Here is a 24894-nt window from a genome sequence, read left to right on the forward strand (position 1 = left end):
ATAGCTCAGTTGGTTAGAGCACATCACTCATAATGATGGGGTCCCAGGTTCAAATCCCGGTGTAGCCACCATTTTACCGCGATAAAAATGAGAATTTCTTATTGCTGTAAGAAAGTAAATAAATATCCTACCCTTTAGAAAAATTCTCTATATTTAAATTCCTACTGCACTATCCTTTGACAAATAACCTCTAACTTTAAAATAAAAATTTCATCGTGTTGTAGCCTAATATCTGCCGTCTACTATGGTACTCTTTTGAGTCTCTATCACCGTTTACCCGTATGTTATTTTCGACCTCATTAATGTGAGGGTTCAACTCCCCCCCTCGAAAGAAATAGAGAAAGAGTTAAACCTTTAACTGTCAATCACAGCCGCTATAAACCACAAGCATAAGCCAAGGCTTTATTTTTTATCGTGCTGTTGAGGAAGGGCACTTTATTAACGGCGAGTAGTGCTAAATTACGTGCCGCCTTAATCACTGGCGAAGGATGGCTAAAGCCTGCATATAAGGCATCCATGGTTGTCATCATCAGTAAGTTCTCTTTGCGCCGTTTTTTCTCATATCGAGCTAACACAGCTTCATCATGCCAAGTTTCACCATTAGCAATAGCGTCAGCAATAACGTGTTGTAAAGCAATAACGTCTTTAAAGCCTAAATTGACTCCCTGCCCTGCCATGGGGTTAATAGTATGGGCAGCATCGCCTAATAACAGCACCCGCTTATGTTGATAAGTATTAGCATGCCTGCGTGTTAGCGGAAAAGCACCTTTAGCAAGTACTTTGATTTCACCTAAGCGTTTAGGGAAATGTTTAAGAATTTCTTGTTGTAACAGGCTATTGGATAACGATGCTAAGCGAGTGATCTCATCACGTTGGTGATACCAAACTAATGCAGCATAACCACCTAACGAACTTTCTCCGGCTAAGGGTAATAAAGCGACCGGGCCCGTTGGGAAAAATTGTTGCCAAGTAATATCTTGTTGACTCTGTGAGGTTTCAATATTAATCAACATGGCAGACTGTTGATAATCCCAGCCAGTCACACCAATAGCTGACATTTCCCTAACTTTTGATTGTGCGCCATCAGCGCCAATGACGAGTGTTGCCGTTAATGCGCTATTGGTGAGTGTTAAGCTTGCCTTGTCGTGCTCTTGGGTTAAAGAGACTAAACTATCAGGGCAAAAAGTACGGATATTACTCATAGCACTAATTTCCTGCCAGAGCGCCAGTTGAATTAATCGATTTTCAACGATATGACCTAGGTGCGTTTGTTTAATGTCTTGAGCATTAAACTCAGTATAAGCACTTTCATGCTCCCAAACACCGAGGCGTTTATATGGACAGACACGCCACTGCTTAATTTGTTGCCATGCTCCCAGCTGATTAAGTAAATTTTCAGAGGCCAGCGATATAGCCGATACACGTAAATCAAGCGCTTGTTGAACAGCATAATTCTTGGGCTGGTACTGTTCAACCAACGCTACTTTTAAACCAAGTTGAGCTAAGGACAGTGCACTTGCTGCACCAACCATACCACCACCAATAACTACACAATCAAAATGTTCCATGCTTAAAAATTCACAACAATATTGTAATATACCTTTATTTTACCCAAGCCTAGCGCTATTTTCGACTGCTTTATTACATTAAACACCCATGTTCATCACTTTAACCCTCTCCACTTAGGCGAAGTAGCGAGTTGCTGGCCTAAAATATTCAACAAAGGCGGTAAATAAAGTGTTAATAGTGCACGAATACTAGATTCACCCGCAAATTTGTTGAACATAAATAGGGGTGTCCTGATGTTACTAAAGGAAGCAGCGAGGGGTACTAACATAAGCTGAAAATGCAATGCTTTTGATCTCATGGTAGTTAGACAAAGCTTGTTTGTCAGTAAAATTCAGTTATAGTGAATTGTCGACTTTGGCGGTTCATGGGGAATATGTGCCGTCTAATTAAGGCAAGAATTACTTAAAAATTAAGTTGTTGCCGTTAAAGGTATATTATGAGTAATAATAAAAACTATATAACTGAATGATAAGGATGCACTATGTCAGCATTAGCAAAAACAAACATCTCAGGACAAAATACTGAAGAAAAACGACTCGCGAAAGATATCAATTTAATTTATGATTTTACTGAAAAACCTAACCGCACTCAGTTAAAAGCAAAGAGCGATCGCGCCGTTGTTGCCAAACTAAGAGCAGATTTAGTTTTACCGAACAACAAAATATTAACTGTTGATATAGATTTTGATAGTACAAGCGGATACCATAACAACACTATGTTGGTTATGGATGACTTTGGTGTTGACATGCTAGTCACCGCTTTCGCAGTAAAGTACGGACAGTCATTTGCTGATAAAATAACTAAAGCTTGGGCAGAAAAGAAACAACACGATGACCCTAGAAAACCCACTTACTTGTTGGTACAAAAACCCATTAGGGATGGCGATCTGCCAAAAGTATTTGCCGCCTGCGGTGATAAAATACATGACAATGACAACAAAACACCACAAAGTATCGTTTAGTATTTTCTCTGCTAAAGTATTTCAGGCTAAGTGCTATTCACTAATAGCGCTTAGCCTGTTGATTTTCAGTTTTGCCAGCCACGCCGATAATATCGCCTCGATAAATACCCTCAGTAATGTCACAAAAATGCTGCAAGATAAACATGGTTTTATCTGGTTATCGAGTCAACAAGGGCTAACTCGGCTTGATGGCAGCAATAACATCACTTTCTCGCTCAATAACCAAGAGTGGCCGCTGCCCTACTCTTGGATCAATGATATAAGTCTCATTGATGATAAGCTATTAATCGCCTCAGAAAGGGATGGTTTATGGCTCTTTGATACCAATAACGGTGTCGCTAAAAAGCTAGCCGTTGATATTCCAAGGCAAAGCCACTATCACTCAGTGTGGTTTAAAGACCAGTATTATATCAATGCACCCAATAAGCTTTATCGTTTCAATCCAAGTACAAAAACAACCCAGTTGCTTGATGACAATATCGCCATCAAGCACCTTGTTCATAATAAAGAGCAGCTTTATGTCGCAAACAGTGACGGCTTATATCAATTACAAGATGACCAACTTCAACAGATCCTTAGTGAGCCTATCACTGCCTTAACCGCCCTGTCTGATGCGGTAATAGCCATTACGGCCAATAAAATCTACCGTTTAAGTAATGAGGGTGATATATCAAGTATCAAACATAATGAAAAACTTTATGCCTTAACAAAAGCCTTTGCTAGTGATAACTTTTTTACCGTCAGCAATGCCGGTAAGATAAGTAAATATAATGGTACAAGCTTATTGCCACTGTCGCACAATTATGGCAGTAGTACTCCGGTACGCCTAACCTCACTGTTTCACGATGCATCAGGTGGATTATGGTTAATCAGCAGCCATGGCGTTGAACAGCTTAATGAGACTTACGTTACCAATCATAAAGTTATTTTTGATATTCCAATCAATGCCAATGAAATAACATTATTTGATAATGAAATTATTATTGGCAGCTATGGGGCGGGTTTACAAAATTTCTTAAAACCGGTATTTAAGCAAGATATTAATAGCGCTTTCACTAAAAATGGCTTGAAGATATTTGACCTGCTAGAGATAAATAAAGACCTATACATCGCCAGTTATGATGGTTTATGGCGCTATGATAACAGCACAAAACAAGTGGAAAAACTTGATGTTGTTGCTGATAAACTGATTTTAAAGCTAGAACATAAAAACAACTTACTTTATATCGCCACTAATTATTACGGCCTCTATATCTATGATTTGAGTGCTAACAAAATAATTAAACATCTTGATATTATTGATGGTTTACCCAGCACGGAAATTATTGATGTACTGCCTTTAGACTCAGGAAAACTATGGATAGCATCGAGTAATAACATTAGCATTTATCAGCCAACCCTTAATAAACTCATCACCTTAACCACGCCAAATAAGAGTAAAGTGATCTCTTTTGTTTATGCCGATAACAAAATTTTTGCTTCAACCTTAGGTGATGGGATTTTGGTTTTTAATCAACAAGGTGGCTTATTAGCCCAACTTTCTAAAGGTCATAGTTTCACCGAAATGTTATTGATTAATGACACCATATGGGCCTCAGGTAAACCTGGGTTATATCGAATATCACCAAAAAACTATCAAGTAACCATGATAGAGAATAGCCAGCAGTATTCTTTTGTCAGCAGCATGTTAGTCAAAGATGACACGCTATATGCCATCCATTACAGTGGCGTACTGGCACTCAATTTATCTGCAAAAAAACAATTTAACCCCAATGTTATTATTAGTAAAACCACCATCTCAGGTAAAGCCTATTTACTCAATAAAACCATCGAAATAGCAAGTGGTAACGATGTTATCACCCTTGATTTAGCCAGTTTAGACTATCGTCCTGGCCTAGCAAAAGAGTATCAATATCGTATTAACAACAACCAATGGCAGAAAATAAATAATAACCAGTTAACCTTAACAGGACTAGCTTCTGGTCGTTACAATATTGAAATCATGGCCACCAATAGTTTAGGGCAATGGAGTGATATCATAGCGTATACCGAGATTGATGTTGCCTATCCGTGGTACTGGACAATAGAGCTGAGAATCTTCTATGCAGTATTGGTTTTATTTATCGTGTTATTGACCTCATGGCTACTTTTTTTACGGACAAAGTCAATTAAACATATTCACACCTTGCTCAAAGATGATATGCGAAATTACGGTAGGCTGATGAATACTTTGCAACGCAATTTACAACTAACCGCGACATCATTAGCAAATAATGATGTAGAGCAAGGTAAGCAACTCATTGAGAAGAGTATATTAGTACTTAAAGATAACATTAATAGCCAAGAGCCTGACAACCTTGCCGGAAAAACCTTAGCCCTGGCAATTCCCTTTTTAGCGGACTATGTCCAGAGCAAGTACGAAGTTAAATTGCACTTCACCTTAGATGATAAGGTGGATAAGCTTAAATATGAACTAAGGGCCGATATCTACAAAGTGATATTTGAAGCCATTATGTCAGCTATATTCAAGAGTGAAGCACAAAATTTCAGTCTGAGCTTAAAAGAGGTTAAACAAAAATTATGGCTTACTGTTAATAGCGATAAAAACTCTTTTAGCCAACTTAATAGTAAAATTAACTTTGACCTCGCTAGCTATACTATTCGTCAGATCACCACTAAACATCAAGCGTCACTTAATATTTTTGCTAATGATGACGGCAGTAGTCAGTTGGTAATTAGCGTGCCATTAATGGCCTTAAATTAGTTTATAATTTACCCAGCTAGCAAAAAAAATACAGACATTTACAACTAGTTGTCTTATTCATTCGAAATTAGTCCTTAATTGGTATAAAATATGCCTCCTTTTATCTTTACTGGCTTTGCTTAGGTAAATTCCAGTGAAATTTGTGTGTGAAGAGTGAAGTAATGAGTAAGAAGCTATATATCAAAACTTGGGGCTGTCAGATGAACGAGTATGACTCGCAAAAGATGGCAGAATTGTTGGACTCAACCCATGGTTATACCTTGGTTGATGAAGCGGAACAAGCCGATGTTATTTTGCTTAATACTTGCTCTATACGCGAAAAAGCACAAGAGAAAGTCTTTCATCAATTAGGTCGTTGGAAACGTTTAAAAGAGACTAAGCCTGATTTACTTATTGGTGTTGGTGGCTGTGTTGCCTCACAAGAAGGTGATGCTATACGTAAACGTGCACCTTTTGTCGATATGATTTTTGGTCCACAAACCCTACACCGCTTACCTGAAATGATTAATCAAGTACAGAAGACAAAGAGTCCGGTTGTTGATGTCAGCTTTCCAGAGATTGAAAAGTTTGATCGCCTACCTGAGCCTAAAGCTGATGGTGCCAGTGCTTTTGTTTCTATTATGGAAGGTTGTAGTAAATATTGTACTTTCTGCGTAGTGCCCTACACCCGTGGTGAAGAAGTTAGCCGTCCCCTTGATGATGTGCTCTATGAAATTGCCCAACTTGCTAAGCAAGGCGTACGTGAAGTAAACCTACTGGGTCAAAATGTTAATGCTTATCGTGGTCCAACCCACGATGGCAGCATTTGTCGCTTTGCTGATCTGCTACGTTTGGTCGCTACTATAGATGGCATCGATCGTATTCGTTATACCACCTCACATCCAGTTGAATTTACTGATGATCTTATCGAAGTTTATGCGGATGTACCTGAACTAGTAAACCACCTGCATCTGCCGGTACAAAGTGGCTCCGATCGCATTCTAACGCAAATGAAACGTGGTCATACAGTGCTTGAATATAAGTCTAAAATTCGCCGTTTGAAGAAAGTTCGCCCTGACTTGAGCATGTCTTCAGACTTTATTATCGGTTTTCCCGGTGAAACCGATGAAGACTTTATGGCAACCATGGACTTAATTAAGGCCATTGATTTTGATTTAAGCTTCAGCTTTATCTACAGTGCTCGCCCTGGTACACCGGCAGCCGATTTACCCGATAATATTAGCGATGAAACCAAGAAAAAACGCTTAAAGCTGTTACAAGACCGTATTACCCAACAAGCATTACGTATTGCCAGACAAATGTTAAATACCGAGCAGCGCGTTCTCGTTGAAGGCCCTTCGAGGAAAAACCCAATGGAATTACGGGGTAAAACAGAAAATAACCGTACGGTTAACTTTGTTGCCCCACATACCGTTATTGGCCAATTTGTCGATATCAAAATTACTGATGTAGTTGCCAACTCTTTACGCGGCGAATTAGTAAGAGAAGAAAAAGACATGGGTATGCGCATTGCCCATTCACCAGCAGATATTTTAGCCAATAATCACCACACGGCCACGCCAAGTAACCTTGACGATATAGGTGTAAGTACTTTTACCCCATAGCAGCCCTTTGGGCAGTATTAAGCACTTTAATTTAACAAAGCGGAAATGAATTTGACCACATCAACGACTAAGTCACTTAAGTTAACCCGAAAAGTTTTCAGTTTAACGCCTGTAGACAACCATAGGCAGGCAAACTTATGTGGCCCTATGGACGATAACTTAAAGACTATCGAACGCCGTCTAGGCGTAGAAATAAGTTACCGAGGCCAAGAGTTTACTATCATGGGTAAGCCGTCAAATTGCCAAGCAGTGGTTAAAGTTTTACAAGAGCTATATCTTGAAAGCCAAGAAGTTAAGGGCAAAAGTAAGATAATCTCCCCTGAAATGGTGCATTTAGCTATTTTAGAGTCTGGCTGTCTTGAGCAAGAACAGCCACAAGCAAACAGTCAAATAGCCTCAGAGTTAGGTAATCAATTAGATAAAAAATACGATGATATCGTCACCATAAAAACCAAACGTGGGGTCGTAAAACCGCGTAATGGTAACCAACAATCCTATGTACAAAATATAAGGACAAACGATATCAGCTTTGGTGTCGGTGTGGCGGGTACAGGTAAAACCTATTTAGCTGTCGCCTGTGCGATAGAGGCATTAGAGCGCCAAGAAGTGCGTCGTATTATACTGACCAGACCAGCAGTAGAAGCGGGGGAAAAGCTAGGTTTTTTACCCGGGGATTTATCACAAAAAATAGACCCTTATTTAAGGCCACTTTATGACGCGCTTTTTGAAATGCTTGGCTTTGAAAGGGTCGAGAAACTTATCGAACGCAAAGTCATTGAAGTTGCGCCACTTGCTTATATGCGTGGCAGAACCTTGAATGATGCCTTCATCATATTAGATGAAAGTCAAAATACTACGGTTGAACAAATGAAGATGTTTTTAACCCGTATTGGCTTTAATTCTCGTGCTGTGATCACCGGTGATATAACCCAAGTTGACTTACCTCGTCATCAAATGTCAGGGCTACGCCATGGTATTGAAGTGCTGCAAGATATCCCGGGCATTAGTTTCAATTTCTTTCAGTCTAAGGATGTTGTTCGCCATCCCGTTGTCGCCAGAATTGTTGACGCTTATGATAATCATGAACAAAAAACAAACCGAGAAAAACAAGAAAAAAAGCAGGCACAACAAAAAAACAATGATAAGAGCACGCTAAGCTAATGGCTCATGTCATCGATCTACAAATTGCTTGTAAAGCAACCGAATTACCCACTAAAGCGCAATTTCAACTATGGGTTGATACGGCTTTGGCAGAAGTCACTAGTAAGCCAGAGCAGGAATTTGAACTCACCATTCGCTTAGTTAATAGTGACGAAAGCCAGCAACTAAATAGTCAATATAGAGGCCAAGATAAAGCAACGAATGTGTTATCTTTTCCTTTTGAGGTACCTGACGGCATAGAGCTTAACTTATTAGGCGACTTAATTATTTGCATAGAAGTCATGAAGCTAGAAGCACAAGCACAAAACAAAGCCCTCTTTGATCATTGGGCACATCTTGTTATACATGGTTGCTTGCATTTAGTTGGTTTTGATCATATAAGTGACAGTGATGCTGTTGAAATGGAAACTATCGAGATTGCCATTTTAGCGAAATTAGGCATTAGCAACCCTTATTGATAGCCGTACCCCTGTGATATGCAGGATTTCACTGGCAGTTAACATGGGTTAACAAATAACATTTTCAATAACATAATAAAGGAAGAATAATAGCTCTATGAGCGATGACACCCCCCACTCTAGAACCGGTTCAGCCAATAAGTCTTTTTTTCATAAAGTTATGCAAATACTAATACCTGAGCCGAAAAACAAAAATCAATTGGTAGATGCATTAGATAATGCGCAAGAAATAGACTTGATCAATCCTGAAACTAAACAAATGCTCAAAGGTGTTTTAGACGTTTCTAAATTGCGCGTTCGAGAAATAATGATCCCACGCTCGCAAATGGTTACTATCGATATTAACCATAGTCTTGACGAATTCCTGCCTATTATCCTAGAGTCTGGTCATTCACGTTTTCCCGTTGTTAATGAAAATATTGATCACATTGAGGGTATTTTATTAGCAAAAGATCTACTCGCCTTTGGTTTTAGCTCTCAAAAGGATGATTTTAGCCTAAGGGATATCATTCGCCCTGCCATTATTATCCCCGAAAGTAAAAAAGTTGAACCCTTATTAAAAGAGTTTCGTTCTAATCGCTATCATATGGCTATTGTTGTTGATGAGTATGGCGGTGTTTCAGGTGTTATCACCATTGAAGATATTTTAGAACAAATTGTCGGTGAAATAGAAGATGAAACCGATGATGAAAACGAAGACGAAATCAAGAGATTAGCCGGCAATGTCTACTTAGTAAAAGCGCTTACTGAGCTGAGTAACTTTAATCACTACTTTAATTGCAACTTTAATGAAAGCGATGCGGTTACCATTGGCGGCATTGTTTTACGTCAGTTTAACCACTTGCCACAAAAAGATGAACTTATAAACATAGGGAATTTTGAATTTAAAGTACTGGCTGCTGATAATAGACGCATACAAGTGCTACAAGTCAGTGTTGACAAAGGTCATGAAATTAACGGTAGAATGAGTGACTAATATCACCAAGGGCGTTATTTTTTCAGCGATATTAAGCAAACTCACAAACAAACAAAATTGGCTGTGCTTTTTTAGTGGCTTTTTCTTGGTGTTTGCTTATGCGCCATTTTCCTATTGGTGGCTAGCATTAATTTTACCTAGCATAATACTACACCAAGTCAGCCATGCTTCGCCTAAACTAGCCGCTAAAAAAATGGCTCTGTTTGCCTTTGGTTGGTTTAGTAGTGGTATTAGCTGGGTCCATGTCAGTATTGATCAATTTGGTGGTTTGCCACTGATAGTGTCTTTACTGTTAATGCTAGCTTTATGTTCCTACCTCGCACTATTTCCGGCACTTGCCGGCTATTTAACCGCTCTTTTATCTAAAAACAAACAAGTTAACTTGTGGTTATTACCCTCTATTTGGCTTTTTTGTGAATATTTACGTTCAGTAGTGCTGACCGGATTTCCTTGGCTATCACTTGGCTATAGTCAAATTGACAGCCCCTTAGCTAACTTTGCCCCGGTTATTGGTGAAGTCGGGCTAACGGCTATTATCCTGTTAGTAAACATTTGCTGGGTCAAAATATATAATATCTTGTCGGCCTTATTTAAAAATAAGAACCAAGACACTAATACACACATATCTAGCAAAGACTTAATATTCCCTATGGCTTTAGCAGCAAGTATTCTTGTTACTAGTTTGGCTTTAAGTCTGGTTAGTTGGACTGAGTTAACGGGAAAAAGCGCTAAAGTTGCCCTTATCCAAGGTAATATTGCCCAGTCGATCAAATGGCAACCCGAGCAAGAATGGCCAACGATGCTTAAATACCTCGACTTAACACGGGTAAACTATGATGCCGACTTAATTGTTTGGCCTGAATCAGCTATTCCGGCACTGGAGCCAGCAGTTCAGGACTTTTTAAGCACAGTGAACCGTTCAGCCATTTTAAATAACAGCGCTGTTATTACCGGGATAATTAATTATAACTTTGAAAGTAAAGAGTATTATAATGCCTTATTGGTTTTAGGTAAGAAAACCACAGAGGATGAACAAGGCTATTATTACAATCACAGCAATAGGTATTATAAAAGCCACTTACTACCCATTGGTGAATTTATTCCCTTTCAAGAATGGTTGCGTCCTCTAGCCCCCTTATTTAACTTACCTATGTCGTCCTTCACCGCAGGTAATTATGTCCAACCAAATTTAGTGGCCAATAATTTTCATATTTTACCGCTAAACTGCTTCGAGGTTGCTTTCCCACTCCAGGTAGCCGCCAATTTTACCGATAAAACAGAATTGCTACTGACCGTCAGTAATGATGCCTGGTTTGGCGACTCTCATGGTCCACATCAGCATTTTGAAATTGCCCGAATGCGCGCGTTAGAATTTGGCCGGCCCTTAATACGCTCAACAAATAATGGTGTTACCGGCATTGTTAATCATTTGGGTGAAATTACTGCCATAGCACCACAATTCGTAGAAGTGGTACTTAGAGGTAAGATTGAGTTGGTCAGTGGTTATACGCCATACAGCCAATGGCCGAATTTAATATTGTTTTTGATGGTATTCATGCCATTGGTTTTGTTGAAACTTTTTAAGTTTTAACAGTCAATAAAAAGTGGCCTGAACAGCCACTGTTCTATAAATCACTTTGTTTGCTTGGGGTGTAGAGACGTTTTATTACGACCCGTTTCTTTGGAACGATACAAGGCAGCATCGGCGCATTCAATCCATACTTCATGGGTTTCAATACTTTCATCAACTTCAGCTATGCCCATACTAATGGTGTACTTAACATTGATATCGTTATAAGTGACAATAGCCTCACTGACCTCTTTACGCAGTCGTTCAGCAAAAATGAAGGCATTTTCAAGATTAGTATCCGACAATAAAATAGCGAATTCCTCACCACCATAACGACCACAAACATCGGTTTCCCTGACATGATGGCGAATTAAGCCGGAAATGTGACGAATGACTTTATCACCTACAACATGACCATAACTATCGTTAATATTCTTAAAATGGTCAATATCAATCATCACTAAAGAACTTGGGTTCTGGCTACGACTCCAGCGCTTATGCTCGGCTAATAAACATTGCTCCCAGTGGCTACGATTAAATAATTGGGTTAAGCCATCGGTTTGACTTAATAGGGCTAATTCTGCGTTAGCTTTTTTCAAGCTTAGTTTATGCACTGCTGTATCGGTGACATCATAAACAATTAAACATAAATGGCTTACTTCACCCGTTGCAGAGAGCAGCGGAATAAAAGTAGTATTTTGATACATCAATTCTTCACTACCCGTTACCGGACGATAACTATCGAACTTGAACAAGTAAGGTCTTTGCTCCCATATAGTAAAGGCTTTATTTTTCAGTAAAAAGACTGATTCAGCTTTACGGGTAAACCACTCTCTAGGTATCTCTGGAAACAGATCAAATATCAGCTTACCTTTTACCTCACGGGGAAATAAACCGCTATGATTTTCCATAAAACCATTAAATATTTGTATAGTGAACTCTTTATCGAGCACAACGAGACCAACGTCGATGTTGTGCAACATTTCCATTATCCAATGCAGTTCATGTAATTGTGATTTTTCTAACGTCATAAACCATTCCTGTCATCACTTTCCAGCGCGAACTTGTGTCACTTGTTAATAACAACAAGCTAATGTATTAACTGCGATTAACTCAGTAATTAATCCATCAAATAAGCCAACTTATTGTTAAGTGTTTTCATTGATTTTTCAGTGAAAAGCAACAACAAATCACACTTAATTGGGTAGTTTTCTATGCCATAGCTTATTTCAATGGCTAAGGTTCTTTTCCATTTATTGGCATTATTAGCAATTAAATCAGATATTTTTCTATGTTGTCCCAATACCTCAGGATGTCCTTGGCTGAACTGGATATCAAGTTGCTCTGCCACCCCTTTTAAGCAAGCACCAATAAGTACATTAGCCAAATCCATTAATAACTCTAATTCAGTGCCCATATCAGCATCATATTGATAGTTCATCAGTGAGGCGACATCTTTAAAGCTTGAATCATTTAGAATTAATAAAGCCTCTCCTGAAATACCTGCGCTAATAAAACCTTGGCAAATACCTGAAGTACTTTCATGATTTTCAATATCTTTTAACGCCATGCGAAGTTCACTCACTTCAATGAAGTTAACATTCGGAATCGGTAACACCACAAAAACATTGAGTAAACGTGCCAGTAAATCACCCGCCCGCCCCATAGCAACATTGGCGAGTTCTTGATAACAATCACGCATTTCAGCCGATAAAGTCATCTCTGGTTCAGCAGTCAAAGGGGTACTGTCAACGGTAGAGACATCAAGCTGGCTAGAAAGGCGATCTTCCTGGCTATCAAATTCTGCCACAGGAAGTTTAATCGGCGCAACTTTTATCGCTGCTGCTGGCTCAGTGGTAGCGACTTCCTTTGAGAATACGCCATAAGACGATAATACCTTGGTAAGAATATCTTTATTAACGGGTTTTTGAATAAAATCTAGCGCACCTAAACGAGTAACACGTTGATGAGCTTCGGGTTGAATATCACCCGATATCACTATGGTAAGTGTGGGTAAATCTTCTGCTAAAATGGTTTCAAGCACTTGATAACCATCCATCTCTGGCATATTAAGATCAAGTAAAAGCACATCGCCTTTGCCTGCCTTTATCGCCTCAATACATTCTAAACCATTGGCCGCAAAACTTATTTCTACATCCCAACCATCGGGTAATGAACGCGCCACCTGTTTTCGCGCCATATTAGAATCATCACAAATTAATAATTTAGTGGTCATATTAATCTTGGGCCTTACATAAACGATAACAACGGCCGGGTAAAAACATCTCTAGCCTCTATTGATAACCATAGAGTATCCAATATAAAACACAATGATAAAGTTCTATTTATAGAACTTTTATCGCTAAACGGCTAATATCGGTTCACCTTAACCATTATTTTAATACTTCATGAAATTTCCTACTTCAAACATCACCTTATGTGCTTTCTTTATCGCCAGTTTTACCCTGGCTTTTAACTGTCAGGCTTACTCTTTTGATCTGGATAAGCTAAAACAAAGCAATAATCTGGTTAAAGCTGGCGACAAATATGTCACCCTTTTAGGGCAACAAGTTAAGGTTGGCGAACAAGCGCCGCCGTTTACAGTGGTTGATAAAAACTTCGCGCCAGTATCACTGAAAGACTTCCAAGGGCAAACCTTACTTATTTCTGTTGTACCTAGTTTAGATACGGGCGTTTGCTCTATTCAAACCAAACGTTTTAATGAAGAAGCGGCCAAGTTACCTAAAAACATCACTGTTTTAACTATCAGTAATGATCTGCCATTTGCCCAAAAGCGTTTTTGTGATGTTGAAAAAATCGATAGTATTAAAGTACTATCAGATTCAGTGTGGCGTGAGTTTGGTACTAACTATGGTCTATTAATTAAAGATATGGGCTTGCTTACCCGAGCGATATTCGTCATTGATAATCAAGGCAAGATTGTTTACAAAGAGCTTGTTGCCAACATATCACAGCAGCCTAATTATGATAAAGCGTTAGCAAAGGTAAGATATACGGCCCCCGTTATTGTTGTTAATGCGGTAGCAGCTAAAGAAGCAGCTAAAAAAACAGAAAAATAATCAACTTAAAACACCAATAAAAACAAAGAACTAACAATTAAACTTTAACTTATTGCAATTATATTCTTGAAAAACAAATAAACAATCCCATCTCTAATTGTGTAGTCGCCGCAAGGGGCTACACCAAGAAATTGCCTGTTCATTGTGAAAGGCAGCATTATTTAAAATGACCCGCGTATTCGCGCAGTAATTTACTAGGCAATATTGCTTTGCTAGTGAGTTGCTCAATAGCTGAACGCCAACATTGAAAATAATAATCATTTTATTGCTATATATTAGGATAACTTATTATGCGTAACTCTACCGATTTCAGTCCACTATACCGCTCTTTTATTGGCTTTGACCACTTAGCTGGTTTAATCGATAAAGCCTCACGAGCTGACAAACAATCATCATACCCGCCTTTTAACATCGAGTTATTAGCGGAAGATCAATACCGCATTACCATGGCTGTGGCTGGGTTTAGCGAAGACGATATTGATATCGAATCAAAAGAAAGTAGCTTAACGATTGTTGGCACCAAGCAAGTCAGAGATAAACCAAAAGTTGAGGCAGGTAAAACTCCCCGACAGTTTCTCCACCAAGGCATTGCCGAACGCAATTTTGAGCGAAAGTTCCAACTTGGCGAGCACGTAAAAGTTATTGGCGCCTTTATGGAAAACGGCTTATTGCACGTTGATTTAGAAAGAGAGGTTCCTGAAGCATTAAAACCTCGTAAGATAGCCATTAACGGCAAAAGTTTATTACCTAGTAACGCTTAATTCTTAACTGTTTCTCCCTTTGTTTTTGCCCTGTCTTTGACTGGGCTTTTTTGTTTTAATGAAGCAAGTTAAATGTCTGCCCACACCTATTAAAACTCCAGTGAAAACAATATTTCTGCTAAATCTGGTTGCCATTGAAAATCGTTTAGCTGTACTCGGCTACCAAGCACCACTATCTGTTCATCTTGTAAATGCTGCTTTTGCTTAACAAAATATTCACTGCCGAGCGGAAAAGATATTTTTCCTTGTGAATTAATAACTCGAAACCATGGCACACGTCGCCCTTGCCATCCCTCTTTTGGCACCTTACCTAACGCTTTACCCACCAGACGAGCACGACCAGGCAACCCGGCAAAATCAGCAATTTGTCCATAACAAGCAACTCGGCCATGAGGAATTAACTGCACTGTTTGCCATATTTGTTGGTAATGTGGGTATATCATTTTTCTACGTCCTGCGCTATCAAGCGTTGATTAGCCCATTTTTTATTGACCAGTGAATACGCTATCATAGCAGCACAAACATCAATTACACTATGCTAAGGAAAAACATGAAAATTTGGGTGGATGCTGATGCCTGTCCAGTGGTAATTAAAGATATTTTATTTAAAGCCGCTGATAGAGCCAAAATAGCCACGACCTTGATAGCAAACCATAATATTCGAATACCGCCATCACCTTTTATCAAATTTATACAGGTAAGCAGTGGCTTTGATATTGCTGACGATGAGATCGTTAAACGTGTTGAGCCCCATGACTTGGTTATTACCAGTGATATTCCACTGGCGGATGAAGTAATAACAAAGTCTGGTATTGCCCTTAGCCCCCGCGGCGAACTTTTTACCAAAGAGAATATTAAATCACGGCTCAATATTCGTGATTTTATGGACACTATGCGTGCTAGTGGTGTGCACACTGGTGGGCCACCGGCATTAAATCAAACCGATAGACAAAACTTCGCCAATCACCTTGACCGTATTATTACTCAGTTTAAAAAATCTCAATAAACAGTGCCAACATACGACTCAATAAACCCAAAGAGGCCGATACTCAAACGAGTATCGGCCTCTTTTCTCTCAACTGGCTTATTTTTAAATTACGTTCTTTCAGCTACTTATTTTCAAGTAAAAGCACTTTAATTTCTTGCAACTGTTTTTCTAAGTTATCTATTTGCGCACGACTTGCTGGTTCACCACCTTCTGCACTTTCACCGTGTTGCTCAGCACGAAATTTTTCATGCTCTTGGCTCATCACTTCTAATACCGTACCTACCATCATATTTAAAAAGATAAAAGCGGTTAAGAAAATAAAGGTCAAATAGTAAATCCAACTTAATGGATACACAATCATTGTTTCGTACATCACATCGGTCCAATCTTCAAAGGTGGCGATACGAAATAAGGTCAACATTGAAATAGATACATCGCCCCATAATACTTCATTAATTTCATGGAAAAACATACTACCTACGGCAGCGTAAATGTAGAAGATAACAAACATCAGTAGCGCGATATAGCCCATACGAGGTATGGCTTTAAGTAAGGCATTAATCAACAAACGCAGCTCTGGCACTATAGATATTAAGCGTAAAACACGAAACACCCTTAATAAACGAGCCAATAAAATCCCTGACCCGCCCGATGGCACTAGGCTACCAATGACAATGACAGTATCAAAAATATTCCAGCCACTTTTGAAAAAGTATTTTTTTTCAGGGCAAGCAAAAAAACGAATAGATAATTCTATGGCAAAAAACACCGTAACCGCTACATCCATAAGTAATAATACTGCAATAGCATTAGCGGACAAGTTATGAGTTTTAGCGCCAATCAATAACGCGGATAATAAAATAACGGCAATAACAATGCCTTGAAAAATTTTACTATCGTCTATGTTACTTAATTGGCGCTGAGCACTTAAGATCAAACGACTCATTTACTCACGCCCATCACAGCATCACTGACATGCTGATTGCTGCGACGCTCTTGTCCAAAAGTGCTCATTGGACCATGACCCGGAATAAATCGCACATCATCTCCGAGTGGAAAAAGAGTGTTACGAATAGAATGAATTAAGGTGGCGTGATCGCCACGGGGAAAATCAGTACGGCCAATGGAACCGCTAAATAAAACATCACCCACTTGGGCAAGTTTTGACTCTCGATGAAAAAACACTATATGACCTGGGGTATGACCGGGGCAAAAATAAACTTCTAAGGTAATATTGCCAAAACTTACGCTATCGTTTTGTTGTAAAAAACGCGTAGGTGTGAATTTTTCTGCATAGTTAAATGCCTCACCAAACATTTGCTTTTGCTGTTCGAGAGCATCTATCCAAAACTGATCTTCTTTATGTGGACCTTCAATAATAACATCATAATCTATCGCTAAGGCGTGGGTCGCACCGGCATGGTCAAGATGAGCATGAGTAATTAATATTTTTGCTAACGTTAAGCCATGTTTAGTGATAGCCGCTTTGATTTTGTCAATATCACCACCGGGATCAACTACCGCAGCCTGTTGGGTTTCACTGCACCAAAATAGCGTACAGTTTTGCTCAAAAGGCGTTACCGGGATAATTTCATGTTTTAACATAACTCGCTCTTCAATCATTACTATTTACAAAATGGCGGCATTATATCATAAGTTCCAAGGGTATATTGATGACAAAAAGGTAACAAAAGCCATGAATAACACTTCCCCTAAGCGTGTTAACTCGGTAAGCTTTGCGCAACTAATATTAACGATTAACTATCTCTCTATGACCACCGTTTCTTCCCGTGATTCCTTTCATTCTCGTCTTGGTTTTGTTTTAGCTGCAGCAGGTGCTGCCATAGGGTTAGGCAATATTTGGGGATTTCCCACACAAGTGGCAAATAACGGTGGTGGCGCCTTTTTAGTAGTCTACTTAATTGTAACTTTTTTACTCGCCCTGCCGGCTCTTTATGCAGAAGTTTACATCGGCAATCAAGCACAAACGAACCCTGTAGCCGCATTAGCATCGGCTTGTGGTAAACGCTTTAAAAAACTCGGTCATATCGCCGGCATTATTGGCATTATTGGCGCCATGATGATGTTAAGTTTTTATACCATAGTGGCAGGTTGGATGTTGGCTCATGCGCTGGCATCTTTGGCTGAATTAGTTGGTTTAATGTCATTATCGCAATGGTTATCCACGTCAAGCACCTGGCGCAACGTTATTTTCACCCCTATTTTCATCGTACTTGGCGCAGCCATAGTACACCAAGGTGTGCACAGCGGCATTGAACGTTGGTCGGCACGCTTAATGCCAATGTTACTCGTTATGCTAGGTGGTTTAGTTATTTATATCCTGCAACAAGATGGCGCTATGGAAGGATTAACGCTTTATTTAGTCCCTGATTTTTCACAAGTGACCGAGCCCAAACTTATTATTTCAGCCATGGGACAAGCATTTTTCTCACTGGCCATAGGTGTTGGTGCCATGATGGCTTATGGCTCGTATATGCCTAAAGGAGAGAGTGTTGGCAAGTTAGTACTTTCGATAACCTTACTTGATACCTTTATTGCTTTTATCGCCGGCTTACTTATTATCCCAGCACTTTTTGTTGCCCAACATGCAGGACAAGAAGTATTTATTGACGGTCATTTAATTGGTGAAGGTCAGCTTATTTTTAACATTCTGCCAACCCTATTTAGCTCCATGGGCACTGTCGGTTTAATTGTCTCTTTTGCTTTTTTTGCGCTGCTTTCAATTGCTGCCCTCACCTCAACCATTTCTTCAACAGAAGTCCCTGTGGCTTATTTAATTGAAGATAAAGCCATGACACGAAAAAATGCTACCTGGTTAGTATCTGGATTAGTTTTAGTTGCCAGCATGTTACTTATTGCCTTTTTTGAGCAACTCTTTGCTTTAGTCATCCAATTACTCACTACTGTGCTGCAACCACTGATGTCGCTGTTTTATTTTATTGTTATAGGATGGTTGTGGAAGCGTGGTAATCAACTAACCGACATAGCAACATTAGCGCAAGATAAATCATTAAGACTGCTTGGTTTTTACTTACGCTTTATTTGCCCAGCATTGTTATTGGTCGTCTTTGTTAATGTGGCCTTTTAAAACCCTTAGTTAAACAACTCGCTAATTAGCCAGAGCCTGCTTACCACCCGTAGGCTCTGACTAATGCTGTTGTGATATAAAAACAGCAGGCCATAATGACCTTATCAATGACCTGTCATCTTAATAGCTGAACTACTAAATGGGCATAGCCTTTAGCCGTAAAGAGGCTGTTGGCATTTGATGTTAAGCTACTCTCCGCCACCACCAACTTTATTTATCCAGTAACGCCACATCTTCCTCAGTCAAGTCCACTTGCTCTATTTTCTCAAAACGTATTGATATTTTATCTGCCGAGGTATGAATTTGTTTAACATCGGTTGCCGCTTGGTCTATATGTTTGGCAAGGTTAGCAAAACGGCCTTTAAAGCGATTAAAGTCTTGTGCTAAGTCAGACAAATGTGCCTGAATGATATGGATTTGCTGACGAGTCGCTTCATCTTTAAGGACCGAGCGCGCGGTTGTTAATATCGCCATCAAGGTGGTGGGTGATGCCAACCAAACACGTTTCCTATGAGCATATTCAACTAAGTCACTTTGATGCCCATGGATCTCAGCAAAAACAGCTTCCGCTGGAATAAACATAATAGCGCCGTCGGCAGTTTCGTTATCAATGAGGTACTTATCACTAATATCATTAATATGTTTTTTAATATCGATTTTGAACTGACGCATAGCTGATTTCCTCTCAGATTCAGGGGCTTCAAAGTCCATCATTTTACGGTAATTTTCTAAGGGAAATTTTGAATCTACTACAACATTACCGGTCGGTTTAGGTAAAAACAGTATACAATCGGCTATTTTTCCGTTTGATAAGGTATGCTGCAGTTTAAAGCTTTGCTCTGGTAGCACATTTCTGATCAGGCTATTTAATTGCACTTCGCCAAAGGCCCCTCGTGAGCGCTTATCATTAAGTATGGCTTGTAAGCTGACCACGTTGGTAGATAACTCGGTGATTTTCTTCTGAGCATCATCTATTAATGCCAAACGCTGTAAGATATCACTAAAGGTTTTAGTGGTTTTTTCAAAGCCTTCGCTCAGACGCCTTTCGACCTGACCACTGATCTCTTGTAAACGTTTATCGGTAGAGTCCGTTAAAGCATCAATACGCTTGGTCATTTGATCGCTGCTTTGCGCTAATGTTTTCGACAACTCCTCCCGATTGCTAAAGGCCGTGGCATTTAAATGTTTAATAAGTTGATCGAGTGACTGATTTTGATTTTGATTTAATTGCGCTTGCAGCTCATTAAATTGCCTTAATAATTTAATCCGTAAATCAGCCATTTGCTGCTCAAAGCTATTAGCTAACTGCAATTGCTGCTTTTCTTGTAATTGGCTAAGCTGCTGTAAAAATTGTTGCTCAGTTTGTTTTGCTAACTGACTAAACAAGTCAATATTGTGTACTTGTAAACGTTTTTCTTGCTTTGCTAACCGCACTAGCACCAGTATTAATAGCAAGGCCAACACCACAAAAGCCAGTACAGGCAACCAAGTCGATAGCAACTGCTGTTGCTCTAGGGTAAAAGTCATTTTCTCAATCTCAATAAGGTGCCAAACGCACTACACTGTAAATATTACCAGTATCTTTCTGAAAGGCAAGCACAAAGGCAAGAACTGTGGCTTTGTGTGGGTTCCAGTTTATTTCTAAATTTTGTCCAGAGTGATTAAACTCTGTAACAGGGCCGTTTATTAAATAATGATAAAGATAAAGATAACCCTAGGATATAGAGTTAATTTAATAAGCTGAGTAATCACCTATAAATAGGCTTAGATGTGAGAATTAGGTCTATTTATACCACATTGCTGACATTAGCATTTAACCTGTAGTGTAGATTTGGATTAGATTTTGTATCGATAACGCCTCGTTAAAAGGACAAAAGCCAACTGTTTTTGTCCTTTTAAACGATTTGTTAGCTTTCAGTGTCGATTGCTCTATTTTCTTGTTCTTCTTTAATTTCAGTATCTCTTTCGTAATCAGGAATGTAGTCATTTCCATATACCAGCTTATATGCTTCTTTAAATTCAATAGTTTCACGAAAGAACCTAAATACCGGCCATGTTCGAAGCCCTTCTTTTCCTACACTTGATTTGATTTCTTCACTCTGCATTAACTGGGCTGCTTCACTGTACTCTTCCCTTATTACATGAATTGAAAGGGCATATTTAGTGTGAAATACCTGCCAAGGGTCCTGCGATAAACCTTTTTCGAAATCCTTATCTTGAAATTTTTGGGATACAGCTCTATTAATTTTTGCAAAATATAAGTATTCGGAATCAGTGGACCGCAGTTTACTTGGTATAGCAATATCAAAATCAGTTATGATTTCAGCTAAGGAGTATTCTGCTAAATTCATAAATTTAACTGCAATATTATTTAATGCTTGATCAGCTGATTTCAACTCATTAGTAAATATTCTTCTATATGATGCTTGTCCTATGCGTAAGCCTATTTCAAAGTAAGTCAAAAAAGCTTTATTAAAATATTCACTATCGGAAGTTAACTGTTCATTTACTGCATAGGGTACTTTACATCCAAATCCATTACATTTATCTATGTACTGATTTGAAACAACGCCTCCTGTGTGAACGAAAAGGTTGCGTCTTTCAGCTACCTCTAAAAACTCATTTAATTTTGTGAAATTTGATTCAATTCCAATTTTTAATTTTTCATCAATATACTGAATCTGTTTTTCATGAGAATCTCGAAGGAGATCTTCAACTTCTTTGTAGATGATACCTTCAATTGCTTTGTCTAACGACTTGAGTGCAATAAGATCTTTATATGTAATAGTCTTATCTGATGAAATTACCCATTCAGGGTTTTGCTCTAGAACTAACTTTAGAACCTGACCTAAAAACTCATCAAACCTAGAAACCAATGTAACAATCAATTGTTTTTCAAAAAGTTTTTCGGCTTTTTCCATTTTTTTAAAATTTGCGACTAAATAGTCCATATCTATAGTTTTAAATTTTAGTGTTAGTTTCTTTTTATTTTCTTTATCTTCTAAAGATGATTCAGCATCTGATTCAGCATCTGATTCAGCATCTGATTTAGCATCTGATTCAGCATCTGATTTAGCATCTGATTCAGCATCTGATTTAGCCGCTGATTCAGCATCTGATTCAGCCTCTGATTCAGCATCTGATTTAGCCGCTGATTCAGCCTCTCCTATAGCTAGTTTGATAATTTTATCTAATTCATCTTTTCTTTGTTTATCTTGATCTTGTAAAAAAGGAACTACACTAGAGTGCATCTCTCTCAAGCATTCCAGATCGACTAAATACTCATCAATTATTGATAGTAGAAGTTTATGTTTTGGTTTGTCTTTTGCTTTTCCTGTGTTTTTTTTATTCGACATCTAGAGATACTTTTCCTATTGAAAGATAATGCTTATTATGGAGACTTCTCAATAATGCATGTCCCATAACTCTAATTTAATTCGTATTAATATCCCATACTTTCAGTATCTTATAAACTAAAAATATTACATTTCTGTTAGGACTGAGGTATTACTGAGACTTCTCAGTAATACATCACCAATGATTCATTATAAAATATATAGAAAACTTCGTATAGCTAACGTCAGCAAAGCGCACTAAGTGATCTTTAGCTCTAATTCATTTAAAGACCGCTTTAGGCTCCTAGTTTCCCCTAGTAACTCAAAAAAAATGTCTGTTTTGAGGTACCAGTTAACATACTGGCCTAATAAAAACCGCATGATTAAATTGTATGACTTTTGCTCGTTTTAGCTTCCGTGAAAATCCACCATGTTCTGATATTCTTCAATAATGAGCCCTAGAGCTGCCTATATAATTGAGATATTCAATTCCCATGAAATGCCAATTTCATGTTAACGCGATTTTATCCGCTCAATTTACCGTTAATATGAATTTAAAAAAAAAGACTATCAGGATTTCGACCTCTAAGCTTTTGATTTCATTATGCCGCCAATTTCACTTTAAACTGGATCTCACATAACTGCACTTATAACAATCCATGTCTATACTCAATTTACTTTCTAATTGTCAGAGCCATTAACATGAAGAAAAATACTAACCCTTTGCATAAAACAATGAATATTATTTCTTATTTAGCCTTACCTTTAATGGTCATAACATTAGTCAGTTGCTCTAAAGCACCGCCAGTAGCCGTAAGTGAATGTAGCACTGTGGTCAGTCATGTGAAAAAAGTATTAAAAGACCATGCCCCGAGTAAGACCAAAATGCTTAAACAGTGCAAAGCCGCTACAGATGAAGCTAGGGGTTGTATCATGGCCGCAGATAAACCGATGAAAATACTGCAATGTGACTTTTAGTTTTTTAGCCAAAAACTATTTCAGCGGAAAAATTGATAATGCTGGCATATATAACTGTCAGCAAGGGCTGTTTCATCGTTTGTACTACCGTAAGAAATACTACTACATAACGTTGTTAGCACATACTCTATGCCAGCAAGCACAGAAAACATTTAAGCGAAAAAAGGGGCCAACGAATCAATGGTTAGCTGGCCCCTTTTGATTTTATGCCTTTTTACTTTATCACTTATAATTAATACTGCCCTATTTCCTTATTCAACCACGCGGTGATTAAATAAGAAGAAATAGAGTCGCTACTACTCATTCTATATTGCAGAGTCTCAGGGTTAGCCGCCACATCAGTCACGGAACTATTCAAGGCAAACTTACTCAGTTGCTCACGTGAAAACCACTGAGCATCTTCTAAATCATCTTGGCTAATATCAATTTGCTCAGAAGTGGCAATAGCGGTAAAAGCTAACATTATCGAGGCGGGAAAGGGCCAGGGTTGAGACGCTATATATTGTGGTTTTTCCACGACAATAGCGGTTTCCTCCACCACCTCTCTGCTCACCGCTTGCTCAAGAGTCTCACCTGGGTCAACAAAGCCCGCTAGCGTTGAATACATACCTTTAGCCCAACTAGCCTGCCGACCTAACAAGCAACGTGGAGTACCATCAGCAAACATTTTTTCTACCAGCATAATGACCGCAGGATCGGTGCGTGGAAAACTCATATTTCGACAATCTGAGCAGCGTCGGGCATGCCCGGCTTCAACAGCACCATTAGCATTGCCACAATGGCCACAAAATTGATGACTTATATGCCAATGCACTAACCCCTTAGCTAACGCTAAGATTGACGCATCAATAGCTGATAAATTAGCGGTGACTTGTCTAATCCCTTGCCATTGCCCCAGCTCAGTTAACGCTTGCTGAGTAGAAAAACGCAATTTATTATAATCGATAGCAAAGATGGCAGCAGTTGCGGGCTGATTTTTTCCACCACCCTGATGTTCTGCTCTGCCTTTCCCTAAGTATATACAGCTATTAAGATTAACCGTTGGCAGTTGTGTTTTATTAAGATAAATGGGAATAAATTCGGCCGCCTTTTCAAAAAGACTCATGCCTTCATGAATGACACAAAACAAAGTATCTTGGTGGTTAAACTCAGCCACTAACCAGCGTTTATTCTTTCGCTGGTTAGTGCCTCTATCTAACGGCATACTGCCATAGGCTAATATCATATTTTGCTTTCGTCCTTAAGTGCTGGTGTCCACTGAGCAGACCAACATCCAAAGGAGAAATAATTTAAAATAAGTCTACGCCTTGGGAGGATAATTGATAACCACTTTTTTGGCTGTCAATAAGCTGCAGTGTTTTGAGTTCTTTTAATCGAGTATTTAACAAGGTAGGGAGAATTTTTCACAGCGTTGTTGCAACGCTCTAAATGTTGCTGGGCCAGTACGTAAATGCCAAATAATACCTAATGCCCATGTTCGCCCAAGTAAATCGAGTAAAGCCATACTAGGCTTACCGGTTGCAGAGCCGCGTACTTGTCTGCCAGGTAGTGGCAGTGTCATAATTACAAGATAAAATGCA

The 24894-nt window shown here is 38.9% G+C and carries 22 protein-coding genes and 1 tRNA gene; 13 read left to right on the forward strand and 10 right to left on the reverse strand.

Annotated elements, in window-relative coordinates:
• Positions 1-71, forward strand: a tRNA-Met gene (locus MTCD1_RS04495).
• A 303-nt stretch (positions 72-374) separates the two neighbouring features.
• Here the strand turns inward: MTCD1_RS04495 and MTCD1_RS04500 are convergent.
• The gene (locus MTCD1_RS04500; RefSeq protein WP_057181567.1) at positions 375-1568 is read right to left on the reverse strand and encodes an FAD-dependent oxidoreductase; all 1194 of its coding nucleotides are present in this window, start codon (positions 1566-1568) and stop codon (positions 375-377) included.
• Positions 1569-2050: 482 nt separating this feature from the next.
• Between MTCD1_RS04500 and MTCD1_RS04505 the strand changes: the two genes are divergently transcribed.
• The 7 genes from MTCD1_RS04505 to lnt all read left to right on the forward strand — a co-directional run bounded on the left by MTCD1_RS04505 (position 2051) and on the right by lnt (position 11084).
• On the forward strand, positions 2051-2530 hold the full coding sequence (locus MTCD1_RS04505) for a hypothetical protein (protein WP_057181568.1): 480 nt from the start codon (positions 2051-2053) through the stop codon (positions 2528-2530).
• The gene (locus MTCD1_RS04510) at positions 2493-5294 is read left to right on the forward strand and encodes a ligand-binding sensor domain-containing protein (RefSeq protein WP_231733050.1); all 2802 of its coding nucleotides are present in this window, start codon (positions 2493-2495) and stop codon (positions 5292-5294) included. The genes MTCD1_RS04505 and MTCD1_RS04510 overlap by 38 nt, the downstream gene beginning before the upstream one ends.
• Positions 5295-5455: 161 nt before the next feature.
• Positions 5456-6898, forward strand: coding sequence for a tRNA (N6-isopentenyl adenosine(37)-C2)-methylthiotransferase MiaB (gene miaB / locus MTCD1_RS04515; protein ID WP_057181569.1), 1443 nt, complete (start codon positions 5456-5458; stop codon positions 6896-6898).
• Between the two features lie 45 nt (positions 6899-6943).
• Entirely contained in the window at positions 6944-8059 is a 1116-nt protein-coding gene (locus MTCD1_RS04520) for a PhoH family protein (protein ID WP_057181570.1), read from the forward strand.
• On the forward strand, positions 8059-8517 hold the full coding sequence (gene ybeY, locus MTCD1_RS04525; protein ID WP_057181571.1) for an rRNA maturation RNase YbeY: 459 nt from the start codon (positions 8059-8061) through the stop codon (positions 8515-8517). Before MTCD1_RS04520 ends, ybeY begins: the two co-directional genes overlap by 1 nt.
• Positions 8518-8614: 97 nt before the next feature.
• Positions 8615-9493, forward strand: coding sequence for a CorC family transporter (locus tag MTCD1_RS04530; RefSeq protein WP_057181572.1), 879 nt, complete (start codon positions 8615-8617; stop codon positions 9491-9493).
• Entirely contained in the window at positions 9486-11084 is a 1599-nt protein-coding gene (gene lnt / locus MTCD1_RS04535) for an apolipoprotein N-acyltransferase (protein WP_057181573.1), read from the forward strand. The genes MTCD1_RS04530 and lnt overlap by 8 nt, the downstream gene beginning before the upstream one ends.
• A gap of 41 nt (positions 11085-11125) precedes the next feature.
• Here lnt and MTCD1_RS04540 read toward each other — a convergent pair whose 3' ends face one another.
• Positions 11126-12094, reverse strand: coding sequence for a GGDEF domain-containing protein (locus MTCD1_RS04540; protein ID WP_057181574.1), 969 nt, complete (start codon positions 12092-12094; stop codon positions 11126-11128).
• A gap of 89 nt (positions 12095-12183) precedes the next feature.
• Positions 12184-13299, reverse strand: coding sequence for a response regulator (locus MTCD1_RS04545; protein WP_057181575.1), 1116 nt, complete (start codon positions 13297-13299; stop codon positions 12184-12186).
• 172 nt (positions 13300-13471) lie between these two features.
• Between MTCD1_RS04545 and tpx the strand changes: the two genes are divergently transcribed.
• Positions 13472-14143, forward strand: a complete 672-nt coding sequence (tpx, locus tag MTCD1_RS04550; protein ID WP_057181576.1) for a thiol peroxidase — start codon at positions 13472-13474, stop codon at positions 14141-14143.
• A gap of 290 nt (positions 14144-14433) precedes the next feature.
• On the forward strand, positions 14434-14904 hold the full coding sequence (locus MTCD1_RS04555) for an Hsp20 family protein (protein ID WP_057181577.1): 471 nt from the start codon (positions 14434-14436) through the stop codon (positions 14902-14904).
• An 89-nt stretch (positions 14905-14993) separates the two neighbouring features.
• Here MTCD1_RS04555 and MTCD1_RS04560 read toward each other — a convergent pair whose 3' ends face one another.
• Positions 14994-15347, reverse strand: a complete 354-nt coding sequence (locus tag MTCD1_RS04560) for an MGMT family protein (protein WP_057181578.1) — start codon at positions 15345-15347, stop codon at positions 14994-14996.
• A gap of 107 nt (positions 15348-15454) precedes the next feature.
• Here MTCD1_RS04560 and MTCD1_RS04565 point away from each other — a divergent pair, with 107 nt between their 5' ends.
• Positions 15455-15910, forward strand: coding sequence for a YaiI/YqxD family protein (locus tag MTCD1_RS04565; protein WP_057181579.1), 456 nt, complete (start codon positions 15455-15457; stop codon positions 15908-15910).
• 103 nt (positions 15911-16013) lie between these two features.
• On the opposite strand, the gene MTCD1_RS04570 is transcribed toward MTCD1_RS04565, so the two are convergent.
• Both MTCD1_RS04570 and MTCD1_RS04575 read right to left on the reverse strand, forming a co-directional pair.
• On the reverse strand, positions 16014-16838 hold the full coding sequence (locus MTCD1_RS04570; protein WP_057181580.1) for an ion transporter: 825 nt from the start codon (positions 16836-16838) through the stop codon (positions 16014-16016).
• Entirely contained in the window at positions 16835-17497 is a 663-nt protein-coding gene (locus MTCD1_RS04575; protein WP_057181711.1) for an MBL fold metallo-hydrolase, read from the reverse strand. Before MTCD1_RS04575 ends, MTCD1_RS04570 begins: the two co-directional genes overlap by 4 nt.
• A gap of 166 nt (positions 17498-17663) precedes the next feature.
• On the opposite strand from MTCD1_RS04575, the gene MTCD1_RS04580 reads away from it, so the two are divergent.
• Complete coding sequence (locus MTCD1_RS04580) at positions 17664-19001, forward strand: sodium-dependent transporter (protein WP_057181712.1); 1338 nt, start codon at positions 17664-17666, stop codon at positions 18999-19001.
• 210 nt (positions 19002-19211) lie between these two features.
• On the opposite strand, the gene MTCD1_RS04585 is transcribed toward MTCD1_RS04580, so the two are convergent.
• The gene (locus MTCD1_RS04585) at positions 19212-20528 is read right to left on the reverse strand and encodes a DNA recombination protein RmuC (protein WP_057181581.1); all 1317 of its coding nucleotides are present in this window, start codon (positions 20526-20528) and stop codon (positions 19212-19214) included.
• Between the two features lie 380 nt (positions 20529-20908).
• Positions 20909-22357, reverse strand: a complete 1449-nt coding sequence (locus MTCD1_RS04590; RefSeq protein ID WP_057181582.1) for a hypothetical protein — start codon at positions 22355-22357, stop codon at positions 20909-20911.
• Between the two features lie 681 nt (positions 22358-23038).
• On the opposite strand from MTCD1_RS04590, the gene MTCD1_RS04595 reads away from it, so the two are divergent.
• Positions 23039-23314 (forward strand): hypothetical protein, encoded by a 276-nt coding sequence (locus MTCD1_RS04595; protein WP_231733051.1) that lies wholly within the window; start codon positions 23039-23041, stop codon positions 23312-23314.
• Positions 23315-23546: 232 nt separating this feature from the next.
• Here the strand turns inward: MTCD1_RS04595 and nudC are convergent, their stop codons facing one another.
• Complete coding sequence (gene nudC / locus MTCD1_RS04600) at positions 23547-24539, reverse strand: NAD(+) diphosphatase (protein ID WP_057181583.1); 993 nt, start codon at positions 24537-24539, stop codon at positions 23547-23549.
• 156 nt (positions 24540-24695) lie between these two features.
• Positions 24696-24875 (reverse strand): hypothetical protein, encoded by a 180-nt coding sequence (locus MTCD1_RS21675; RefSeq protein ID WP_231733052.1) that lies wholly within the window; start codon positions 24873-24875, stop codon positions 24696-24698.
• Positions 24876-24894 lie beyond the last annotated feature (19 nt).

This window comes from Colwellia marinimaniae, from assembly GCF_002207865.1.
Taxonomy (GTDB): domain Bacteria; phylum Pseudomonadota; class Gammaproteobacteria; order Enterobacterales; family Alteromonadaceae; genus Colwellia; species Colwellia marinimaniae.

What these genes read in the sequence shown, in the direction of transcription:
- MTCD1_RS04500 (WP_057181567.1), bottom strand. Translation starts at nt 1,568, where the DNA reads ATGGAACATTTTGATTGTGTAGTTATTGGTGGTGGTATGGTTGGTGCA.
- MTCD1_RS04505 (WP_057181568.1), top strand. Translation starts at nt 2,051, where the DNA reads ATGTCAGCATTAGCAAAAACAAACATCTCAGGACAAAATACTGAAGAA.
- MTCD1_RS04510 (WP_231733050.1), top strand. Translation starts at nt 2,493, where the DNA reads ATGACAATGACAACAAAACACCACAAAGTATCGTTTAGTATTTTCTCT.
- miaB (WP_057181569.1), top strand. Translation starts at nt 5,456, where the DNA reads ATGAGTAAGAAGCTATATATCAAAACTTGGGGCTGTCAGATGAACGAG.
- MTCD1_RS04520 (WP_057181570.1), top strand. Translation starts at nt 6,944, where the DNA reads ATGAATTTGACCACATCAACGACTAAGTCACTTAAGTTAACCCGAAAA.
- ybeY (WP_057181571.1), top strand. Translation starts at nt 8,059, where the DNA reads ATGGCTCATGTCATCGATCTACAAATTGCTTGTAAAGCAACCGAATTA.
- MTCD1_RS04530 (WP_057181572.1), top strand. Translation starts at nt 8,615, where the DNA reads ATGAGCGATGACACCCCCCACTCTAGAACCGGTTCAGCCAATAAGTCT.
- MTCD1_RS04540 (WP_057181574.1), bottom strand. Translation starts at nt 12,094, where the DNA reads ATGACGTTAGAAAAATCACAATTACATGAACTGCATTGGATAATGGAA.
- MTCD1_RS04545 (WP_057181575.1), bottom strand. Translation starts at nt 13,299, where the DNA reads ATGACCACTAAATTATTAATTTGTGATGATTCTAATATGGCGCGAAAA.
- tpx (WP_057181576.1), top strand. Translation starts at nt 13,472, where the DNA reads ATGAAATTTCCTACTTCAAACATCACCTTATGTGCTTTCTTTATCGCC.
- MTCD1_RS04555 (WP_057181577.1), top strand. Translation starts at nt 14,434, where the DNA reads ATGCGTAACTCTACCGATTTCAGTCCACTATACCGCTCTTTTATTGGC.
- MTCD1_RS04560 (WP_057181578.1), bottom strand. Translation starts at nt 15,347, where the DNA reads ATGATATACCCACATTACCAACAAATATGGCAAACAGTGCAGTTAATT.
- MTCD1_RS04565 (WP_057181579.1), top strand. Translation starts at nt 15,455, where the DNA reads ATGAAAATTTGGGTGGATGCTGATGCCTGTCCAGTGGTAATTAAAGAT.
- MTCD1_RS04570 (WP_057181580.1), bottom strand. Translation starts at nt 16,838, where the DNA reads ATGAGTCGTTTGATCTTAAGTGCTCAGCGCCAATTAAGTAACATAGAC.
- MTCD1_RS04575 (WP_057181711.1), bottom strand. Translation starts at nt 17,497, where the DNA reads ATGTTAAAACATGAAATTATCCCGGTAACGCCTTTTGAGCAAAACTGT.
- MTCD1_RS04580 (WP_057181712.1), top strand. Translation starts at nt 17,664, where the DNA reads ATGACCACCGTTTCTTCCCGTGATTCCTTTCATTCTCGTCTTGGTTTT.
- MTCD1_RS04585 (WP_057181581.1), bottom strand. Translation starts at nt 20,528, where the DNA reads ATGACTTTTACCCTAGAGCAACAGCAGTTGCTATCGACTTGGTTGCCT.
- MTCD1_RS04590 (WP_057181582.1), bottom strand. Translation starts at nt 22,357, where the DNA reads ATGTCGAATAAAAAAAACACAGGAAAAGCAAAAGACAAACCAAAACAT.
- MTCD1_RS04595 (WP_231733051.1), top strand. Translation starts at nt 23,039, where the DNA reads ATGAAGAAAAATACTAACCCTTTGCATAAAACAATGAATATTATTTCT.
- nudC (WP_057181583.1), bottom strand. Translation starts at nt 24,539, where the DNA reads ATGATATTAGCCTATGGCAGTATGCCGTTAGATAGAGGCACTAACCAG.
- MTCD1_RS21675 (WP_231733052.1), bottom strand. Translation starts at nt 24,875, where the DNA reads ATGACACTGCCACTACCTGGCAGACAAGTACGCGGCTCTGCAACCGGT.